This window comes from Tateyamaria sp. GN1-10 (assembly GCF_055693845.1).
The window spans coordinates 2,716,937-2,734,824 of sequence record NZ_JBVFUR010000004.1 but is presented as its reverse complement, the minus strand read 5'-3'; the positions used below and the strand labels follow the sequence as shown (position 1 = coordinate 2,734,824).

The 17,888-nt window shown below is 58.8% G+C and carries 18 protein-coding genes and 4 pseudogenes; 8 read left to right on the top strand and 14 right to left on the bottom strand.

What is annotated here, in order from left to right:
- The first annotated feature begins 16 nt into the window (after positions 1 to 16).
- The gene (locus ACZ1HN_RS15440; protein WP_299597012.1) at positions 17 to 349 is read left to right on the top strand and encodes a hypothetical protein; all 333 of its coding nucleotides are present in this window, start codon (positions 17 to 19) and stop codon (positions 347 to 349) included.
- Here ACZ1HN_RS15440 and ACZ1HN_RS15435 read toward each other — a convergent pair.
- The 6 genes and pseudogenes from ACZ1HN_RS15435 to guaA form a co-directional block, all read right to left on the bottom strand.
- Positions 346 to 1,216 (bottom strand): annotated as a pseudogene (locus tag ACZ1HN_RS15435) (ATPase). The gene ACZ1HN_RS15440 and the pseudogene ACZ1HN_RS15435 overlap by 4 nt on opposite strands.
- Positions 1,217 to 1,257: 41 nt before the next feature.
- Positions 1,258 to 2,208: a DMT family transporter gene (locus tag ACZ1HN_RS15430; RefSeq protein ID WP_472729334.1), complete on the bottom strand. Its 951-nt coding sequence runs from the start codon at positions 2,206 to 2,208 to the stop codon at positions 1,258 to 1,260.
- 90 nt (positions 2,209 to 2,298) lie between these two features.
- Entirely contained in the window at positions 2,299 to 3,483 is a 1,185-nt protein-coding gene (locus tag ACZ1HN_RS15425; protein ID WP_472728138.1) for an OmpP1/FadL family transporter, read from the bottom strand.
- Between the two features lie 173 nt (positions 3,484 to 3,656).
- Positions 3,657 to 4,502, bottom strand: a pseudogene (locus ACZ1HN_RS15420) (DMT family transporter); the annotation flags it as partial.
- Positions 4,499 to 4,777, bottom strand: coding sequence for a putative quinol monooxygenase (locus ACZ1HN_RS15415; protein ID WP_472728137.1), 279 nt, complete (start codon positions 4,775 to 4,777; stop codon positions 4,499 to 4,501). The gene ACZ1HN_RS15415 and the pseudogene ACZ1HN_RS15420, both read right to left, overlap by 4 nt.
- Positions 4,768 to 6,341, bottom strand: a pseudogene (gene guaA / locus ACZ1HN_RS15410) (glutamine-hydrolyzing GMP synthase). Before guaA ends, ACZ1HN_RS15415 begins: the two are co-directional and overlap by 10 nt.
- 191 nt (positions 6,342 to 6,532) lie before the next feature.
- Between guaA and ACZ1HN_RS15405 the strand changes: the two are divergent.
- Positions 6,533 to 8,078, top strand: a pseudogene (locus tag ACZ1HN_RS15405) (trimethylamine methyltransferase family protein).
- Here ACZ1HN_RS15405 and ACZ1HN_RS15400 read toward each other — a convergent pair.
- Positions 8,079 to 8,252, bottom strand: a complete 174-nt coding sequence (locus tag ACZ1HN_RS15400) for a DUF6477 family protein (RefSeq protein WP_472728136.1) — start codon at positions 8,250 to 8,252, stop codon at positions 8,079 to 8,081. It abuts the pseudogene before it with no gap.
- Positions 8,179 to 8,361: a hypothetical protein gene (locus ACZ1HN_RS15395; RefSeq protein WP_472729333.1), complete on the bottom strand. Its 183-nt coding sequence runs from the start codon at positions 8,359 to 8,361 to the stop codon at positions 8,179 to 8,181. Before ACZ1HN_RS15395 ends, ACZ1HN_RS15400 begins: the two co-directional genes overlap by 74 nt.
- A 290-nt stretch (positions 8,362 to 8,651) precedes the next feature.
- Here ACZ1HN_RS15395 and ACZ1HN_RS15390 point away from each other — a divergent pair, with 290 nt between their 5' ends.
- The 4 genes from ACZ1HN_RS15390 (at position 8,652) to ACZ1HN_RS15375 (ending at position 12,066) form a co-directional block, all read left to right on the top strand.
- The gene (locus ACZ1HN_RS15390; protein ID WP_472728135.1) at positions 8,652 to 9,791 is read left to right on the top strand and encodes a DUF6456 domain-containing protein; all 1,140 of its coding nucleotides are present in this window, start codon (positions 8,652 to 8,654) and stop codon (positions 9,789 to 9,791) included.
- 319 nt (positions 9,792 to 10,110) lie between these two features.
- Positions 10,111 to 10,554: a hypothetical protein gene (locus ACZ1HN_RS15385; protein WP_472728134.1), complete on the top strand. Its 444-nt coding sequence runs from the start codon at positions 10,111 to 10,113 to the stop codon at positions 10,552 to 10,554.
- Between the two features lie 118 nt (positions 10,555 to 10,672).
- Entirely contained in the window at positions 10,673 to 11,620 is a 948-nt protein-coding gene (gene lipA, locus ACZ1HN_RS15380; protein WP_299596980.1) for a lipoyl synthase, read from the top strand.
- Positions 11,621 to 11,856: 236 nt separating this feature from the next.
- Positions 11,857 to 12,066, top strand: coding sequence for a hypothetical protein (locus ACZ1HN_RS15375; RefSeq protein ID WP_472728133.1), 210 nt, complete (start codon positions 11,857 to 11,859; stop codon positions 12,064 to 12,066).
- Here the strand turns inward: ACZ1HN_RS15375 and hpt are convergent.
- A complete protein-coding gene (gene hpt, locus ACZ1HN_RS15370; RefSeq protein WP_299699580.1) occupies positions 12,059 to 12,595 on the bottom strand; it encodes a hypoxanthine phosphoribosyltransferase in 537 nt (178 codons plus the stop codon). The genes ACZ1HN_RS15375 and hpt overlap by 8 nt on opposite strands.
- Before the next feature lie 75 nt (positions 12,596 to 12,670).
- Here hpt and ACZ1HN_RS15365 point away from each other — a divergent pair, with 75 nt between their 5' ends.
- Positions 12,671 to 13,114 (top strand): type II toxin-antitoxin system RatA family toxin, encoded by a 444-nt coding sequence (locus ACZ1HN_RS15365; RefSeq protein ID WP_299744077.1) that lies wholly within the window; start codon positions 12,671 to 12,673, stop codon positions 13,112 to 13,114.
- Between the two features lie 54 nt (positions 13,115 to 13,168).
- A complete protein-coding gene (locus ACZ1HN_RS15360) occupies positions 13,169 to 14,401 on the top strand; it encodes an MmgE/PrpD family protein (RefSeq protein WP_472728132.1) in 1,233 nt (410 codons plus the stop codon).
- On the opposite strand, the gene ACZ1HN_RS15355 is transcribed toward ACZ1HN_RS15360, so the two are convergent.
- From ACZ1HN_RS15355 to ispD, 5 genes are all read right to left on the bottom strand, one after another.
- Positions 14,383 to 15,564, bottom strand: a complete 1,182-nt coding sequence (locus ACZ1HN_RS15355) for an ammonium transporter (RefSeq protein WP_472728131.1) — start codon at positions 15,562 to 15,564, stop codon at positions 14,383 to 14,385. The two genes, ACZ1HN_RS15360 and ACZ1HN_RS15355, sit on opposite strands and share 19 nt — an antisense overlap.
- Positions 15,565 to 15,735: 171 nt before the next feature.
- Positions 15,736 to 16,209: a CinA family protein gene (locus ACZ1HN_RS15350; protein ID WP_472728130.1), complete on the bottom strand. Its 474-nt coding sequence runs from the start codon at positions 16,207 to 16,209 to the stop codon at positions 15,736 to 15,738.
- A complete protein-coding gene (locus tag ACZ1HN_RS15345; protein WP_472728129.1) occupies positions 16,206 to 16,700 on the bottom strand; it encodes a phosphatidylglycerophosphatase A family protein in 495 nt (164 codons plus the stop codon). Before ACZ1HN_RS15345 ends, ACZ1HN_RS15350 begins: the two co-directional genes overlap by 4 nt.
- The gene (gene ispF, locus ACZ1HN_RS15340; RefSeq protein WP_299699594.1) at positions 16,697 to 17,176 is read right to left on the bottom strand and encodes a 2-C-methyl-D-erythritol 2,4-cyclodiphosphate synthase; all 480 of its coding nucleotides are present in this window, start codon (positions 17,174 to 17,176) and stop codon (positions 16,697 to 16,699) included. Before ispF ends, ACZ1HN_RS15345 begins: the two co-directional genes overlap by 4 nt.
- Complete coding sequence (gene ispD, locus ACZ1HN_RS15335) at positions 17,166 to 17,831, bottom strand: 2-C-methyl-D-erythritol 4-phosphate cytidylyltransferase (RefSeq protein ID WP_472728128.1); 666 nt, start codon at positions 17,829 to 17,831, stop codon at positions 17,166 to 17,168. The genes ispF and ispD overlap by 11 nt, the downstream gene beginning before the upstream one ends.
- Positions 17,832 to 17,888 lie beyond the last annotated feature (57 nt).

Sequence of the window (17,888 nt, the reverse complement as noted above, 5' to 3'; positions counted from 1 at the left end):
AAAAAATGTCATTGGAATGGCAACTTATGAAGAGTTGTTGATTGTAGGACGTGCAGCCTCGGCCGAGTTGGAGGAGCGCGCGGATGAAGAACCTGATCTGAGCCAGAAAAAGGCGCTGCGGCGGACGGCCCGAGATATCCGGAGCGGCATGACCAAGCTGCGGCGCGCGCAGTATGTTGAGCTGACAACACCGCGCCCAGGCGAGCCATCCACTGCGGGCGCTCGTCTGCGTGCCGCGGTAAAGGCGGCCAAGGCGGACCTTCGTAAACTGGAAAAAGCGGCCAATGCGCTCAAGATTGCTGCGAACTGGCTGGATCGCGCGACGAAGCTGTTCCGGATCGTCGCCTAGCCGCTGCGCAGTTTAGAGGTCAGTGCGTCTGCGATCAGATCGTTAAAGTTGGCCTCGCCGTTCAGGGTGGCCACGTCGTCTGCGGTCACTGTCACACTCCAGCGTGACATCGATCTCGTATCGTGGTTGGCGGTGTGCCAGCGCGCGGGCGTAGGTCCAGCGGACAAAGGCATTGGGATCGACCTTGTCCTCGGCCTCACCCGTTTCGGCAAGGTATTCGGACCAGCAGTCCAGCAAAAAGTCAGGCTGATACGCCATGGGTTTCGGCGCTTTATCGAAGCGGGCGATCAGCGCGGCAGTGTGTGCTTCGTCCCCTTTGATCCAGATCGGAAGCGCAACAGAGCTTAGCGTGGTCATCAAGGGGTCATTGTCATCGTTGGGATCGACCCATTCGCAGATCGACCCGCCTGTGTCACAGATAAAATTGGGGTATCCATAAAGCTGCTGTGCCCGTTCAGCGAAATAGCCGGTGTCGTTAAGCGCGGCGATTTCTGACAGGCGGAACTGCTCTTGCCGACGGCGATACTCTGCGATTGGCAAGCCACCTTTGGCCGGGTCGCCTGGTTTTCCCAGGTATGTGGAAACAGGGCTCAGGTTATGGAAGGTGATGTTCGAGCCGATATAGATGCTGTCGGACATCAGAAGATCGCGCAGAAACGGCACCTTCATGGCTTCGGCCTTGGCGTTGTCGGTGATGCGTTCGCCCATGTAGCGCGTGCCGATCCGGTAATCGATCGAGTAATGGAACCAATTCCCGCTGTCGCGCAATGTCGTGGACATATGTGTTTTGCCCAAGCCGGACATGCCAAAAACAAGCACACGTTTCGACGGAGCGGCCCGCCAGCTGTCCGCATCGCGATAAAGCATTGTCGTCAAGGTCCCCGCGCCGTTTTCCGGTTTGGGCTGTCCTAGCCGCGAGGGGTGGGGCGGTCAACGCTCCTGCGTCGCAGAAGGGTGAGGATGCGACCATCGATGATGGCCAACCCAAGCGCCAGCAGGGCGAAACCAGCAAAGGCGTTTGGGTTCAGTACCTCGTCCCGCACAATTGAACCCAAGATGATTGCGACCGGTGGAATGACCAATGTTACCAGCATCAGATTGCCCGATCCGGCCATGGCCAGAACGCGATAGTAGAGAAGGTAGGCGCCTGCCGTCGCGATGATTGCATAGTAGGCAATGGCCAGAACCGTATCGGTTTGCAGGTTCAGACTGATTGGCCCATCGACCATCCAAGCCAACGGAACTGTTACCAGGCTGGACCCCGTCAACATGCCCGCCGCCGCGACCTGCGGGCGTAAACCACTCAGGAAGTGCCGCCCCCAAACGCCAGCCAGAGCGTAACTAACTGTGCCGGCCACAATTGCCACTTGGGCCAGGCTGCGCAGATCGAAGGATTTGAAGTTCTCAAGTCCGATCGCAGTCGCCACGCCGAAAAACCCAAGGACAACACCCACTGCCTTGCGGGCACTGATCCGCTCGTCCGCAAAAAAGAGTGCTGCTGCAATCACGCCAAAGATGGCCGTGGCCGCATTCAGGATCGAGGTGAGACCGGTTTCAATGTAAAGCTGCCCCCAAGCCATGAGACCGAAGGGGATAACGTTGTTCAGAACACCCATGCCCAGAAAAGCGACCCAGACGCGCGGATCGCGCGGCACTGGCAGGCGCATGGACCAGACTACGAGCCACAGGGCGCACATGGCCCAGAAGGTGCGATGTGCGATACTGGTGAGGGGGGCGATTTCATCCAGCGCAATGCGGATGGACAAGAATGAAGCGCCCCAGATGAGACCAAGAAGCAGTAGTTCGGACCATGCGCGTCCAGAGAGAGTTTTTGTGCTTTCATGGACGTACCCTGTCAGCCCGACTTATCTTCTGCCACCCGGAACCTGCGCAAAGAAAAACCCCGCCCAGAAGGGCGGGGTTTCTGAATTGTCCCCGCGGGGACAGAATCAGAACTGGTAGGCGAACTTGATGCCGACAGAGACCGCGTTGTTGCCGTCGAAGTCCGCGACTGCATTGCCGCCGGGAGCCGAAATTGCATCGCCAAGAATTGTGTAACGCACACCGCCAGAGATAGCGAACTGGTCGTTGACGTCATATTTGGCACCAACTGCGATGTGGCGCGAGCCGTTCGTCGGTGCCAGTGGCGAAACTAGATTGTCGTCACCTACTGTCGAAAAGCCGACAGCGACAGAGCCAGACCACTTTTCATTGAAGCGACGTCCAACGCCGATCTCGAAGTCGTAACCGTCTTCCAGATCTGTTAGAGCACGCCCACCAGTCAATGCGCTAAAGCCCGCGGGCCGCACTACTGTGTCGCTATACCGAGCGTAGCGAATGTTACCAAATAGCAATGTGTTTGCAGCGATACCTGTTTGGAAATCCAAATTGATCGTTTCCGGCGTGTCCACTTCTGTGGTTGTTACATCAGGTACAGCACCGCCGGTTGCTAGTGAAGTCGGAATACCGCGTACAGTTTCCGTTGTTCTCAACTGGTGCGTAGTGCCGGAATTATAGGTCAAAGCAACTCTAAGTGCGATACTTGGAATTTCGTAGGCTCCACCAAGGACAAAGCCCACATCGCCATCAGACTCAAAGACGCCGCTGTACCCATTGACCCCGTTCGGAGTGGGAGAGGGGCTTGCGTTAAAGGCTGCGCCGCCCAGTGTTACCCCGGCTGAAACCTCCTGATATCTGACACCCCCGTGGACAGACCAGTTGTCGTTGAACTTGTAACGAGCAAGTGCCGTCACAGCGTTGCTGTCTACTGTCGCGCCGGTGCCGCCCAGAACAGTTGAGGCTGATGAACCTGGATACAGAGTATCCGAACCATAGGGTTCGTCAGAGATGATCGCAAATGACAGCTTATCGTTGAAGTCGTACTTCAAACCCAGGTTCCAAATTAGGAAACTGTCGCCGACGTTGTCGATAGGCTGATCTGCAAGTGGCCCCAAAAGTGGATTGTCCTGCGAACGACCTTCAACGGACGGATCAGTATACCCAAAGCTCAGCTCAACACGGTTGCCTTCCTCGAACAGGATGCCAATGCGCTGGCCGGACCGGTCGAGGCCAACGGCGTGTGCGGATGCGGTGGACGCCAGCAGCGCCGCAACCGTCAAAAGACGGGTTTTCATACTATTTCCTCCCAAAACAGCGCACATGTGGATGTCGAGTGGGTGCGCTTTGGTGGACTATAAGCCGTTTTCAAGGGGTGTGCGTCAATATTGACGCTAGGGCAGATAAGCGCTCGTGACGGAGCGTCATAAGTTTGTGACATTCGGGTCACATCGCTTTGGATTGCCGCGATCTCGACCAGAATGTTCACGTAATTGCCCGCAAAGATCACGGCCGCGCCAACAAATACCCAAACATCAATGACTTCGCCATATACGAGCATCCCGATCACTGCGATGGTCGGTAGCCGAATAAAGTCTATTGGCACCACGACCGTTGCTGGTGCGATTGAGAGCGCGTTGGTTAGGCAATAATGCGCTAACAGACCAGCGCAGCCGATCAGGAATACCCAAGGCCCGGTTTGCAGGTCGGGCAGGGCGATGTCGCCATCATATCCCGCCATGGCGATTCCCATGACCAACTGCATGGATGTCAGCCAGAACAGGATGGATGTGATCCCTTCGTGCCGGGTTAACCGCTTGGTCAACATGATCGTGAGCGCAAAGAAGATGGCCGAGGACGCTGCGGTGATAACACCAGCGTTGATCCCGGCCATGTCGGGCCGCGCAACGATCAGGATGCCAACGAACCCCATAATCGCGGCCAGTGCGCGCACGCGGGTCAGCCGTTCACCCAATATCAGTGGACTCAAAACAATCACCCAGATAGGCGAGGTGAACTCTAGCGCAAAGACCTGCGCAAGTGGGATCACCGTGACCGCGTAGAACCAAAGGTTCTGGCCCGTGAAATGCGCGACGTTGCGGACCAGATGTGTACCAAGGCGATCCGTCTTGATGCTGCGCCAGGCACCGGTGGACAAGGCGAACGCACAGACGACCACGATGCCAACGACGCTCCGATACATCATGATCTCAAACGTATCGAGGCTGTCGGAAACCTCACGTCCAGCGACTGCCATGGTCGAAAAAGACGCGATGGACCCTGTCATCCAAAGCGCTGCCCTAAGGACTGGACTCATGGCATGCCCTTGATGGCGTAGTCGCGAGCAATACCTGCTGTTTCTTTTGCCCAGTCCGAGTTTGAGGCGCGAGACTGATGTGCATCAAAAGCTGCGGGATCAGTAAACTCTTCCGAGACAGTCCAAACCAACGGATCGTCTGTGGGCAACACATCGAATCGAATGCAGCCGGGTTCGGCCCGTGTCAGACGCACGTGCTCGGGCAGCGCTGCACGCACACGTGCTGCCTCTGCCTCTGACGCACAGCGCAGAAACCCATCCAGCGTTACTCCCATTCGATGGTGCCCGGAGGTTTCGACGTAATGTCATAGGTGACACGGTTAATCCCCGGAACTTCATTGATGATGCGTGTCGCCGTTTCACCAAGGAATTCATGGGTGAAAGGATAGTAATCTGCCGTCATCCCATCGACTGAAGTAACCGCGCGCAGCGCGCAGGCATAATCATAAGTCCGTCCGTCGCCCATCACGCCGACCGTGCGCACGGGAAGGATGGCACAGAAGGCCTGCCAGATCTCGTCATACAGCCCGTGTTTGCGAATCTGATCGATATAGACAGCATCCGCCTCGCGCAGAATATCCAGCTTGGCCCGCGTGATCTCTCCAGGACAGCGGATGGCAAGGCCAGGGCCGGGGAAGGGGTGGCGGCCGATGAAGTGATCGGGAAGGCCCAATTCGCGGCCCAAGGCGCGCACTTCGTCTTTGAACAACTCACGCAGCGGTTCGACCAGTTTCAGTCCCATCTTTTCCGGCAGACCGCCCACATTGTGGTGCGACTTGATCGTGACCGACGGACCACCCGAGAAGCTGACGCTTTCGATGACGTCCGGGTAGAGCGTGCCTTGGGCCAGAAACTCGGCACCTTCGATCTGGTCCGCGTATTTCTGGAACACGTCGATGAACAGGCGGCCTATGATCTTGCGCTTGGTCTCGGGATCGGACTGACCTTCAAGTTCACCCAGAAACAGCTCTGTCTCGTCTGCGTGGATGACTTGCAGGTTCATGTGGTCGCGGAACATGCCAACGACCTCTTCGGCCTCGTTCTTGCGCAGCAGGCCATGATCTACGAAGACACAGGTTAGCTGGTCCCCGACAGCCTCGTGGATCAAGGCCGCGGCGACGGAACTGTCGACACCGCCGGATAGGGCGCAGATGACATTTTTGTTGCCAACCTGATCGCGAATACGCTGCACTGCTTCCTCGCGGTAGGCGCCCATCGTCCAATCGCCGGCAAAACCCGCCAACCGCACGAAGTTTTCATAAAGTTTCGCGCCTTTGGGGGTGTGGTGCACCTCGGGGTGGAACTGAACGGCATAGAAGTTGCGCGTGGTGTCCGCGGTAATCGCATAAGGCGCGTTGGGCGAGGTGCCATAGACCTCGAACCCGGGGGCAAGCTTGGACACATGGTCGCCGTGGCTCATCCACACCTGTTCCTTGCCATCGCCGAACCAGCCGTCCAGCAGGTTAAGCTGTCCTTCTGGTGTAACAAACGCGCGACCAAACTCTGCCGTGCCACCACCGCCAGAGATTTTTCCACCTTCGACCAGGCCACCCAGCTGCTGCATCATCACCTGCTGGCCATAACAGATACCCAGAACTGGGATGCCCATATCGAACAAGGCGTCTGGCGCCCGGGGGAGCCGTCACGCGTCACACTGTCCGGTCCGCCGGACAGAATGACGGCCTTGGGCGCCATGTCCCGAATAAGGTCGGCATCGACGTTCTGATAGGGGTGGATTTCGCAATAGACATCCAGCTCGCGCAGGCGGCGCGCGATCAATTGCGTCACCTGGCTACCGAAGTCGATGATGAGAAGGCGGTCATGGATCTGGTCGGTCATGTGCGTGCAATAGGCATGTGTGTCAGGGGTGGCAAGCGTCGGACAGTGGCTCTGCCCCAGACCCCGTCGTATTTTTTGTCAGAAGAAGGGAGGATGTCGCTTTTTTCCCTTGATGGACGCTAACCGCGCGCCGTTGGTTTTGGGATAGGGTAATCACCTTGGCATCAATTCATGTGAAAAGGGGATGCGGCATGGAACAGGCACCGACACGCAGACGGGGACGCGGTGGCGGCGGCGCTGCACGGCGGGCCGAACGCAGTGCCGTGTCCTTCGAGACCGCGAAGTTCATCGAACGCAATATCCCGAATTTCGAGGTGTTGACGGAAGAGGCTCTCGAAATCATCGAAAACAACGCCGAGAAGGTGTTGGAAGAGATCGGGGTGAATTTCCCCGATAACCCGGCCGCGTTGCAGCGTTGGCGCGATGCGGGCGCAGATGTAGACGGTGAAAGGGTCCGGATCCCTCGTGGTCTTGCCCGTAAGCTGTGCGAAACGGCGCCGTCGTCCTACACCCAGCATGCGCGCAACCCCGCGCGTACGGTTGAGGTGGGTGGCAAGAGTCTTGTCCTCGCCCCCGTCTATGGCCCGCCTTTTGTTCGGGATGCCAGTGGCGGCCGGCGTTACGCGACGATGGAAGACTTCCGCAACTTCGTGAAGCTGGGTTACATGTCGAAATGGCTGCACCATTCAGGCGGCACCGTCTGTGAACCCACGGATGTAGCGGTGAACAAGCGGCACCTCGATATGCTGCACGCCCATATGACGTTGTCAGACAAGCCCTACATGGGATCTGTCACCGAACCCAGCCGTGCCCGCGATCTCGGTCGAGATGTCGGAAATTCTGTTCGGCAAAGACTTCGTGGCCGAGAACACCGTGATGACATCGCTCATCAACATCAACTCGCCCATGACCTTCGATGATGTGATGATGGGTGCGCTTGAGGTCTATGCGCAGGCAAATCAGGCCTGCATTATCTCGCCCTTCATCGTGGGTGGGGCCATGGCGCCCGTGTCTGTTGCGGGGACGCTCACACAAGTGCTGGCCGAGGTGCTGGCAGGCATCGCGTATTCCCAGCTGTGCAGGGCAGGGGCGCCGGTCATCATGGGGGCGTTTGTCACCTCGATCGATATGAATTCAGGTGCGCCCACCTTTGGCACGCCCGAGGCATCGCACATCACCTATGGCGCTGGGCAATTGGCGCGGCGGCTTGGGCTTCCGTTCCGGTCGGCCGGGTCATTCTGCGGCTCGAAGCTGCCTGATGCGCAGGCCGCCTATGAAACGGCCAATTCGCTCAATATGGGCCTTCTGTCGGGTGTAAACTTCATGCTGCACTCATGTGGTTGGCTTGAGGGCGGGCTGGTCAGCTCTTACGAGAAATTCGTCATGGATGCGGACCAGCTTGGAACGCTGCACCATCTGGCTGCCGGCGTGCAGGTGGACGAGAACGCGCAGGCGATGGACGCCATTCGAGAAGTGGGGCCGGGCGGGCACTACCTTGGATGCGCCCATACGCAAGCGAACTTCAAGTCAGCGTTCTGGAAGTCAGACCTTCTGGATTACAAGCCATTCGAAACTTGGGAAGACGAGGGCGCGCGGGATACGGCCGCGCTGGCCACGCTTCGGGTGCAAAAGCTTCTGTCGGACTACCAGCAACCCGCCATGGACCCTGCCACGTGCGAGGCGCTGGATGCCTACGTGGCCGAAAAGAAAGCGGCAGAGCCTGACAGTTTCATGTGATCAGATTGCGGGGTCGCTTTGTGCTGCCCGCAGCGTACGCGCCTCGCCTACAATCGCGATCAGGATGTCGATGTGGCGCAGCAGGCTGTAGGACGAATCGTCATTGACGCGCTGGGCATTCAGGTCGCCTTCGATTTCCATCAGGCGCATAAGTGCGGCACCGTGGCGGGGCAACTGTCCGTAGCCCAGAAGACGCGGCAGATGCGCGTTTCGGCGATAGTCTTCCGCTCCGATCTCGCGCGGCGCGCATCAGCAGGCGTGGACGACGAAGTGCGCTTAGCATTGTCAGAATATCTTGCATTTCCGGTCTCCTAAACTTGATGTCGACCCGATCCCCGTCGGGTGAGTGCAAGCAAACCATTGCACAACCTGAACGGGTGTTGCGCACGTCAAGCTGACCGCGCACGTTCGTTTAGCAACTGTTTATCTTTTGGAAACAATGCTGCGTATATCGATGAATGTTAACGATCCAGTAATCAATGCAGCTCTAGGTTGTGTGGATGTTTTTGTGGATAACCCGATGCGAACAAAGACATTCGGGGCCCAAAAAGGGAAGAAGGACGGAAAACAGCTATGCGCCACAGCGATGTACTCTGCTCGACGGACCTGAACCTGCCTGCCTGGGTTCCAGACGGGGCCGTACACTACCTTGCACACACCGAAGCCGGTTTGCCGATCCGCGAACTGGCGCGCAAGTCGGGCTGTCATGCCTCGACCGTACTGCGCCAAATCCGGCGGTTTGAAACCCGTCGCGACGATCCTTTGGTGGATGCAGTGCTGCGTAAATTGGGGAATTCTCTGGGTCGGAAACGTTCGTCGGCTGCACCTCAGCCCATGAAGGATGATCCGGAAATGCAAAATGCTCTTGCGCGGGACCACGGTCCAGACACCACCATGATGACACAGGATTCTGTCCGCATTCTGCGGCGGCTCTGTGAAACGAGGGCGGTTCTCGCGGTCGCGGTTGATATGGAAAAGGCGGTCGTCGTACGCGATGGCGTGACCGGCAGCAGCACGCGCACTGCCGTGGTTGATCGCAAGATTGCCGAAGCGATGGCGCTTCAGGATTGGATCAGCGCGGAAAGCGCGGGGCGCATTACGCGGTACCGCATCACGCCCGCGGGCCGTACGGCCCTTGCCGAGATGATGGGAGAGGTTGAAGACGCGCAGCCGGGCTTTGCCGAGGCTGCAACACCCTTCGCAGACCAGCACCGTCAATGGGGCGAGCGTACGGTGCGCGACACGGATACAGGCCAGCCACGCAAGGTACGCTACAACCTCGCTGAATCTCCGCTGACGGCATTGGCGCGCCGCCGTGACAAGGCGGGGCAACCGTTTCTTTCAGATGATCTTGTCACTGCAGGTGAACGCCTGCGCGAGGACTTTGAACTTGCCCAGATGGGTCCCCGCGTGGCCCAAAACTGGGACCGCTTCCTGACGGGCGGCGGGCGCGGTGGGTTTGCCATGGACAGCGGTGTCGGCAATGGGCCGGAAGGGGCCCGCACGCGTGTTGCGGCGGCCTTGCGGGATCTCGGTCCTGGCCTGTCGGATGTTGTTCTGCGCTGCTGTTGTTACCTGGAAGGGCTCGAGAGTGCTGAAAAGCAACTCGGCTGGTCCGCCCGGTCCGGCAAGATCGTGCTGCGCATCGCCCTGATGCGCCTGAAACAGCATTATGACGAGACGATGGGACCGGGCGGCGGCTTGATCGGCTGAAAACCGCGCCTGTTCCACCAAATGGCGCTGCGTCCTCCCCGCAGCGCCATTTTTTTGGTTTCTGTTCCTGTGTGACTCGCCTGCCCGCCGGTGCGGTTGGTCACAATCAACGGGCGGTGAAGCATGATGGCATCGTTAAAACTTTGAACGTACTTGCGGTGGAGGTTTTGGATGCATCAATCAGCGATAGCGCTGTGTGCGTACGCCCGTGTGATGATGGTGATTTTGCTTCTTTTTATGTGCAGCGTGTCTGCAACGCGCGCCGAGCGACAGATGTATTTTTCTGGGTTTGTCGGCACTATGACCGAAAACAGATGGCATGACGCCTTGCTCCCGGGGCAAGTTCAGTTTGCGGATCTCGCATCTCGTAGGCGGTGCGCTGGGATGGGATCGCCAAATTGGCGACAGCCGCTTTCGGTATGGATTCGAAGCGCAATTGGCGGTGCATTTCGGACGTCAGGATCTTCTTGAATTAACCGTGCCGGTTGTCCTGCGGTATGTTCCGGAACAGGAAACGGCGGTGCGTTCGATTGCCGCCGGTCTCGGATTGTCCTATGCCTCCGAAATTCCACAGGTCGAGATCGACCGCAATGGCGCGTCCCAGCGTCTGTTCGTCCATTGGATGGCCGAGCTTGAGTTCGGGCTATCTGACCCAAACAGATCCGCATTTGTGCGATTGCATCACCGCTCTGACGGATATGGTGTGTTCGAAGTTGATGCAGGATCGACGGGCTTTGTGTTGGGCGTTCGGCATCGCTTTTGAAGGGGGCAAGCAACGCTTTTTCCACACTCTGTGCATAGCGGCCATGCGCCACGTGGTATTCAGCGGGAAAGTCTTTATGTTAGAACAAGTTTAACGCTGAACCAATTGGCAGAGATCCATGCGCGACCTGAAAATCCCCGAGCAGCGGCACCCGGAAAAGGCGCGGCGACCTGATAATCCGCAGCCCAAGAAGCCGGATTGGATCCGGGTCAAGGCACCTGTCAGTGAAGGGTACAAAGACACACGCAAGATCATGCGTGACAACGGGCTTGTCACCGTGTGCGAAGAAGCCGGGTGCCCGAATGTGGGCGAGTGCTGGAGTCAGGGCCACGCCACCATGATGATCATGGGCGAGGTTTGTACCCGCGCCTGCACCTTCTGCAACATCGCAACGGGCAAGCCACCCGAAGCGCTGGATGCGTTCGAGCCCGGTCGCGTGGCACATGCGGTTGAAAAGCTGGGTCTAAACCACGTGGTCGTCACCTCCGTCGACCGTGACGACATCGAGGACGGTGGGGCGGATCACTTCGCCCAGACGATCCGCGCCATTCGGCACCGCAGCCCGGAGACAACAATCGAAATTCTGACGCCGGATTTTATCCGCTGCGACCCTTCTGTGCTTGAAGTGGTGGTCGAAGCGCGGCCCGACGTGTTCAATCACAACCTTGAAACAGTGCCCGGCCTGTACCCGGAGGTGCGCCCGGGCGCGCGTTACTTCCATAGCCTGCGTCTGCTGCAACGGGTCAAGGAACTGGACCCATCCATGTTCACCAAGTCAGGGATCATGGTGGGGCTGGGTGAAGATCGGCAATCGGTCATCCAGGTGATGGAAGACATGCGCGCCGCTGACATCGATTTCCTGACCATCGGCCAGTACCTGCAGCCGACACCGAAACACCACCGCGTGGACCGTTTTGTGCATCCGGACGAATTCGCGTCCTACGAAAAAGCAGCCTATGGCAAAGGGTTCCTGATGGTGTCAGCGACGCCATTGACGCGGTCATCCTATCACGCCGGTGATGACTTCGCTCGGTTGCGCGCAGCCCGACAGGCAAAACTCGCCTGACACTCGGCTCTGTGCGCACGAGGCGTATCGCGCAACAGTCAGTATGCATCAATTGTCTGTGGTGACAGGCTCACCTGTGCACTCAAGGAACTGCATTATTGTGCGCCTGTCCACGATTTCCATGCACTGTTCAGCGCTGCGGCGAAATAGAAATCGGAGGCGTGTCAATTTACCTTGACAGCTTTCGCGCTTGCTTCACATATCAAAAATGAACGACACACGTGGGAGTGCGCCCCATGACAGATTCAATGGGAACCATCCAAAAGCTGGAGGTGCTTATCGCCGGCTTGGACGCGCGTACCCAGGAAGTGGCAATCGCCCATTTGCATGACGCTATTGATGCGATTGCGGCTACGGCCCGCAATGAGCCGACACGCTACGCGCGGTCGGCTGACTTGAGGAACGGCACTGCGCAACGGAAGGGGGTCGTGCTGCTGTTCAAGTGAACCGGACCTTGCCGATATAGGGCAGGTTGCGATTGCGCTGCGCGTAGTCGATCCCGTACCCCACGACAAATTCATCCGGGATTTCGAAACCGGTCCAGTCTGCCTTGACCTCAACCTCGCGCTTGCTCGGCTTGTCGAGCAGGGCAATGGTGCGCAGTTTTGATGGCTTGCGCCCCTTCAGCAGCCGGATGACGTGCTGCATGGTATAGCCGGTGTCGACAATATCCTCGACGACCAGCACATCACGCCCTTCAATTGCGCCGCGTAAGTCCTTGAGAATGCGCACTTCTCGGCTGCTTTCCATCCCGTCGCCATAGGATGACGCTTCAAGGAAATCGACCTCGATGGGCAGGTCCAGTTCGCGCACCAGATCGGCAATGAACACAAATGATCCGCGCAAAAGCCCAACGACCACCAATTTGTCAGTGCCCGCAAACTCGTCCTGTATTTCGCCACAGAGCGACTCGATCCGGGCGGCAATCGCCTTGGCCGAGATCATTCTGTCTATGACATATGGCCGCTCTGACATGCGCTTCCCCTTGATTTTGCATGACAACCGCGACACATCCCTGCGCAACGCTTGTTCAAGGTCACCTTTACCGCAATGCCCACCCATTCCGAAACCCGCTTCCTGCCTTACACCGCACAACAGATGTACGATCTGGTGGCAGATGTGGGCGAATATCCTCAGTTCCTGCCGTGGTGTGCCGCAGCGCGCGTGCGTACAGTCACGCAGCAAGGGGACAGTCAGGTGATGGAGGCGGATCTTGTCATAAGTTTCAAAGTGTTCCGTGAACGGTTCGGTTCTCGCGTCGTGCTGCATCCCGCCGACAAAAAGATTGATACGGAATATCTTGATGGTCCCTTTCGCTACATGAAATCCAACTGGGCTTTCACGGATGCCGAAGGCGGATGCGACGTTTCCTTTTTCGTGGACTTCGAGTTCAGGAACGCCATTCTGCAAGGGATCATTGGAGTTGTATTCAACGAGGCGATGCAGCGCATTGTCAGGGCGTTCGAGAGGCGTGCGGCCGCGCTTTATGGATAGCACCGGCCCGGTTGAACCCGGCCCTTCGGGGAGGATTTTTTGAAACAGGGAAGTATGGACATTACCGCACAGCTTCTGGCCTACGCGCTGGCTGAACCGCAGGAGGATGTACGCGCGGTGATGCGTTTGTCCCTATTGGACTGGGCCGCCTGCGGTATGGCGGGGCATCGTGACGGAGCATTCGATACTTGGGCTGCGACGCTGGCCACGGGGGGACCGGCAACACGTTTTGACGGGCGCGGTGGCGCGTTGGCCGAGGCGGCGTTGGTCAATGGTACGCTATCCCATGCGCTGGACTACGATGACACGCATTTTGCCCATATTGGACACCCGTCCGTTGCGGTGATCCCGGCTGCGCTGGCGGTGACTCAGATGCGGGGTGCGTCAATGAGAGACATGGTTGATGCGGCGCTCGTGGGTGCGGAAGCGTCTGTTGCGGTCGGGTTATGGCTGGGCAGGGATCACTACCAGGTCGGTTTTCATCAGACCGCCACGGCGGGAGCCTTCGGTGCGACGATGGCAGCGGCGCGGCTTCTGGGCCTTGACGACGACAAGATGCGCCACGCGCTTGGTCTGTGTTCGACCATGGCCTCGGGGCTGAAGTCGCAATTCGGGACAATGGGCAAACCGTTGAATGCGGGGCTGGCCGCGCGCACCGGGGTAGAGGCGGCTTTGTGGGCGCAAGCAGGAATGACCGCGGCCCCTGATGGCCTCGCAGGCGCGCTTGGTTTCGGTGACACGCATCACGGGGCAGGGCGCGCGGTGTCGTTTGCTTGGCGCATGGGCGCTGTCAGCCACAAGTTCCATGCCTGTTGTCATGGGCTGCATGCCACCCTTGAAGCGGTTCGTGACGTTCCGCTGCGTGATGCGACGAGGGTTGAGGTGCATACCCATCCAAGGTGGATGACCGTCTGCAATCAAGCTGCGCCTGATACCGGTCTTGGGGCCAAATTTTCCTACGCCCATGTTCTGGCCATGACAGCGTATGGCATGGATACGGGCAACATCAGCGCTTTTACCGATGCCTGTGCGCAAGATCCTCAACTTGTGTCGTGGCGGGGGCGGGTGACCGTGTCGCCTGTCGATGACCTGACCGAAATGCAGGCGCGTGTGATCGTGGATGGGGCGGAGCGTTTCCATGACCTCGACACGCCTCTTCCGTTTGAGACCCGCGCCAACCGCATCCACGAAAAAGCCCGCGCGCTGGTGGGCGCACGGGCGGATCAGATTGCGCAGGCCATCAAAGACGATGACCTGCCAGCCTTTGCTCAGCTGCTAACGTCGTAAGCGCGCTCGCCATGTACGGCGAGGTCGAGGCCGTTGACCTCGGTCTCTTCATCCACGCGCAGCGGTGTGATGGCGCGCACGACAAAGATCAGCACGACCGTTACGACCAGCGTGAAGACACCGACAATGACCAGCGACCCGAGCTGCGCAGCCCAGCTGCCTACACCAAAGACAGCGATCATGATCGTGCCAAAGATGCCGCCAACACCGTGCACGGCGAACACGTCCAGCGTATCGTCGATCTTGACCACATTGCGGATCAGATTCACGGCTTCCTGACACAGAATGCCCGCGACAGCACCGATGATCATCGCCTCAACCGGACCAACGAAGCCGGACGCAGGCGTGATGGACGCAAGTCCTGCAATGGTCCCGGTGACCATACCAACAAGGGACGCCTTGCCGAACTTGATCCTTTCCCACAGCGCCCAGGTCAGCGATGCCATCGCGGCCGAGATGTGGGTTACGGTCAGAGCCATGGCGGCGCCACCGTCAGCGGCCAGTTGCGATCCGCCATTGAAGCCGAACCAACCGACCCACAGCAGGGCAGCGCCCATCATGACCATGCCGGGGTTGTGCGGCGGTGTGGTCTGGTTCTTGCGCGCGCCCAGGAAGACAGCAAGAACGAGGGCTGCAATGCCAGCGGTTTCGTGCACCACGATGCCACCGGCAAAATCCTTGACCCCAACGTCGCCAAAGATGCCGCCATCGGCCAGCATGCCGCCACCCCAGACCCAGTGCACGACCGGCGCATAGCACAACAGCATCCACAGGGCGGAGAACAACAGGACAAAGCCAAAGCCGATGCGCTCGACATATGCGCCCACGATCAGGGCGGGCGTGATGATGGCAAATGTCATCTGGAAGGCAAAGAACAGCACCTCGGGCAGGGTGCCCGACAGGCTCTCAGCATCCACACCGCTGAGCAGCAGCTTACCCAGGCCACCCCAGTATCCGGACCCGCCCTCGCCAAATGCGATGGAGTATCCAGCCACAAACCACAGAATGCTCATCAGGCAGGCAATGGCATAGCAGTGCATGAAAACGCTCAGCACATTACGGGCGCGCACCAGGCCCCCGTAGAATAGCGCAAGGCCCGGCAACGTCATCAGCAGCACCAGTGCGGTTGCCACGATGATCCAGGCGGTATCGGCTCCGTTCATTGTCCCCTCCGGAATTTTTATATGCGGGGTCGTCTGGCTGACAGCGCCTGCGGAAAAAAGAGGCGCGTGGGGTCAGGCGTGCTGATTTTAAGGGCATTTTTGTTAGTGCATCTATTTTGTGCGATTTTTTGAGGTATTCGCACAAAAATAGGGCAAGGAGAAAAGCGGCGCTTAGGCCGGCACTAACGCGGCTTTCAAAAGCCCAAGCGCATGATCCCGTGCTGCGATACGTACCTTGTCACGGCCCTGGGCGCCGAATTCTACCGTCTCCGTGCGGACGCCACTGGCATCGGCGATGCCGAAACACACGCGCCCTTCGGGTTTGAACTCTGATCCGCCCGGTCCTGCGATCCCAGTGATCGATACAGCCAGCTGAACGGGTGCATGTTTCAATGCACCCTCTGCCATCTCGGCCGCGACCTCTTCGCTGACAGCGCCGTGGGCTTCAAGGGTTGCTGCCGCCACACCCAACATGTCCATCTTTGCCTGATTGGTGTAGGTGACAAACGCACGCTCAACCACCGCGGACGATCCCGGAATGTCGGTCAATGCAGCCGATACCATGCCACCTGTGCAGCTCTCTGCCGTGGCAATCATGTCCCCACGATCTTTCGCAAATTCAAGGACTTCTGCGGCAAGGCTCATGACATCAGGACCCCGTGCGCCAGTGCGGCGAGGGCCAGCACGCCGATGGCCGCAAACACGCCAGCAATCACGTCATCCAGCATGACGCCAAGCGCATCGCCGCGCCGATCCGCCCAGCCGACAAGCCACGGCTTCCAGATGTCGAACAGGCGGAACAACACGAAGGCGGCAATCCAACCCGGCCACATCACAAGAATGTCCAAACCACGATCCCACGCCGCGTAGCTCAGCGGAAACAGGGCGATCCACTGGCCGACCACTTCGTCCGCCACGATCTCGGAAGGATCATGGTCGCCGCCGCCCGATGTCATCTGTGCAGTGGCCCACCAAGCGGCGACAAAATAGATGGCCGTTGCGGCAGCGAGCAATGGGAAGCCACCCAGTTGATGCAGGGCCCAGCCCCACGGCAACGCAATCAACGAGCCCCACGTGCCCGGGGCGGGCCTCATGTAGCCCACAAAACAAGCGGTGCCCAAAATCCGTGCAATCATGACTTGATCAACGCTGCTGTGGCGATGCAGGCAATGCCTTCACCGCGCCCGGTAAAGCCCAAACGTTCGGACGTGGTCGCCTTGACCGACACGCGATCAATGTCCAGTTCCATGATCTCGGACATAACGGCCCGCATCTTTGCAGCATGTGGCCCGATCTTCGGCTCTTCGCAGATCAAGGTGCAGTCGACATTCGATATCTCGAATCCCATCTCGCGTGCCAAACCCACCGCATGGCGCAGGAAAATGTCGCTCGCGGCCCCTTTCCACTGCGGATCAGAGGGCGGAAAGTGCTGTCCGATATCGCCACGTGCCAAGGCGCCATAAATTGCATCGGTCACCGTGTGCATGCCGACATCGGCATCGGAATGGCCGACAAGACCCCGATCATGCGGGACCTGCACGCCACACAGTGTCACATGATCGCCAGGGCCAAAGGCATGCACGTCGAATCCGTTGCCCAGTCTAATGTCCATCGCGCCCTCGCAAGATCCGTTCCGCCCGCTCAAAATCCGACGGGTGTGTGATTTTCAGATTGTCTTCATCACCCGGGACAATGGCAACTGCCAAACCATGGGCACGGGCAACCTCAACGTCATCCGCAGCGCCGCCGGGATGGGCCGCGTGCGCCGCGCGGATGGCCTCAAGGTGAAAGCCCTGCGGAGTCTGCGCCCGGTATAAGCCGTCGCGGCTCCGCGTGCCGGTCACGCGACCATCGGCACCCGTCCACAGCGCATCGGTCACCGACAGGGCCGGCGCAGCACCGGCAGTCTTCACAAGTGCATCCAAAACGGCCGATATGGTCCGGGTCGTGACCATCGGGCGTGCCACGTCGTGGATCAAAACAAATTCGGCGTCCTGCACTGATGCCAGCCCGTTCTTTACAGACGCAGCACGGTCCGCACCGCCATGAACAATCGTCACGTCCGCAGGTGCCAAATTGGATGCGCGCGTGTCGTCATCAGGATGCACAACCAGTACCACCTGAGAGATACCGTCATGTTTGGCAAAGGCCGCCAGCGTATATGACACAACTGGCCGCCCAGCGAGGTCTTGCCATTGCTTGGGCACGTCCCCCCCGGCGCGCGTACCGCGCCCCGCAGCGACAATCACGGCGGCGGCCCGCTTCATTCTTGGGTTTTCCAACTCATTCTTGATCTCTAGGCGGAGATGTGCGGCCTGTCCATG

Coding starts and splice junctions, on each gene's coding strand:
- ACZ1HN_RS15365 (WP_299744077.1), top strand. CDS start 12,671: ATGCCCACCCATTCCGAAACCCGCTTCCTGCCTTACACCGCACAACAG.
- ACZ1HN_RS15395 (WP_472729333.1), bottom strand. CDS start 8,361: ATGCTAAGCGCACTTCGTCGTCCACGCCTGCTGATGCGCGCCGCGCGA.
- lipA (WP_299596980.1), top strand. CDS start 10,673: ATGCGCGACCTGAAAATCCCCGAGCAGCGGCACCCGGAAAAGGCGCGG.
- ACZ1HN_RS15345 (WP_472728129.1), bottom strand. CDS start 16,700: ATGATTGCACGGATTTTGGGCACCGCTTGTTTTGTGGGCTACATGAGG.
- ispF (WP_299699594.1), bottom strand. CDS start 17,176: ATGGACATTAGACTGGGCAACGGATTCGACGTGCATGCCTTTGGCCCT.
- ACZ1HN_RS15350 (WP_472728130.1), bottom strand. CDS start 16,209: ATGAGCCTTGCCGCAGAAGTCCTTGAATTTGCGAAAGATCGTGGGGAC.
- ACZ1HN_RS15425 (WP_472728138.1), bottom strand. CDS start 3,483: ATGAAAACCCGTCTTTTGACGGTTGCGGCGCTGCTGGCGTCCACCGCA.
- ispD (WP_472728128.1), bottom strand. CDS start 17,831: ATGAAGCGGGCCGCCGCCGTGATTGTCGCTGCGGGGCGCGGTACGCGC.
- ACZ1HN_RS15390 (WP_472728135.1), top strand. CDS start 8,652: ATGCGCCACAGCGATGTACTCTGCTCGACGGACCTGAACCTGCCTGCC.
- ACZ1HN_RS15415 (WP_472728137.1), bottom strand. CDS start 4,777: ATGGGAGTAACGCTGGATGGGTTTCTGCGCTGTGCGTCAGAGGCAGAG.
- hpt (WP_299699580.1), bottom strand. CDS start 12,595: ATGTCAGAGCGGCCATATGTCATAGACAGAATGATCTCGGCCAAGGCG.
- ACZ1HN_RS15385 (WP_472728134.1), top strand. CDS start 10,111: ATGACGCCTTGCTCCCGGGGCAAGTTCAGTTTGCGGATCTCGCATCTC.
- ACZ1HN_RS15360 (WP_472728132.1), top strand. CDS start 13,169: ATGGACATTACCGCACAGCTTCTGGCCTACGCGCTGGCTGAACCGCAG.
- ACZ1HN_RS15440 (WP_299597012.1), top strand. CDS start 17: ATGGCAACTTATGAAGAGTTGTTGATTGTAGGACGTGCAGCCTCGGCC.
- ACZ1HN_RS15355 (WP_472728131.1), bottom strand. CDS start 15,564: ATGAACGGAGCCGATACCGCCTGGATCATCGTGGCAACCGCACTGGTG.
- ACZ1HN_RS15375 (WP_472728133.1), top strand. CDS start 11,857: ATGACAGATTCAATGGGAACCATCCAAAAGCTGGAGGTGCTTATCGCC.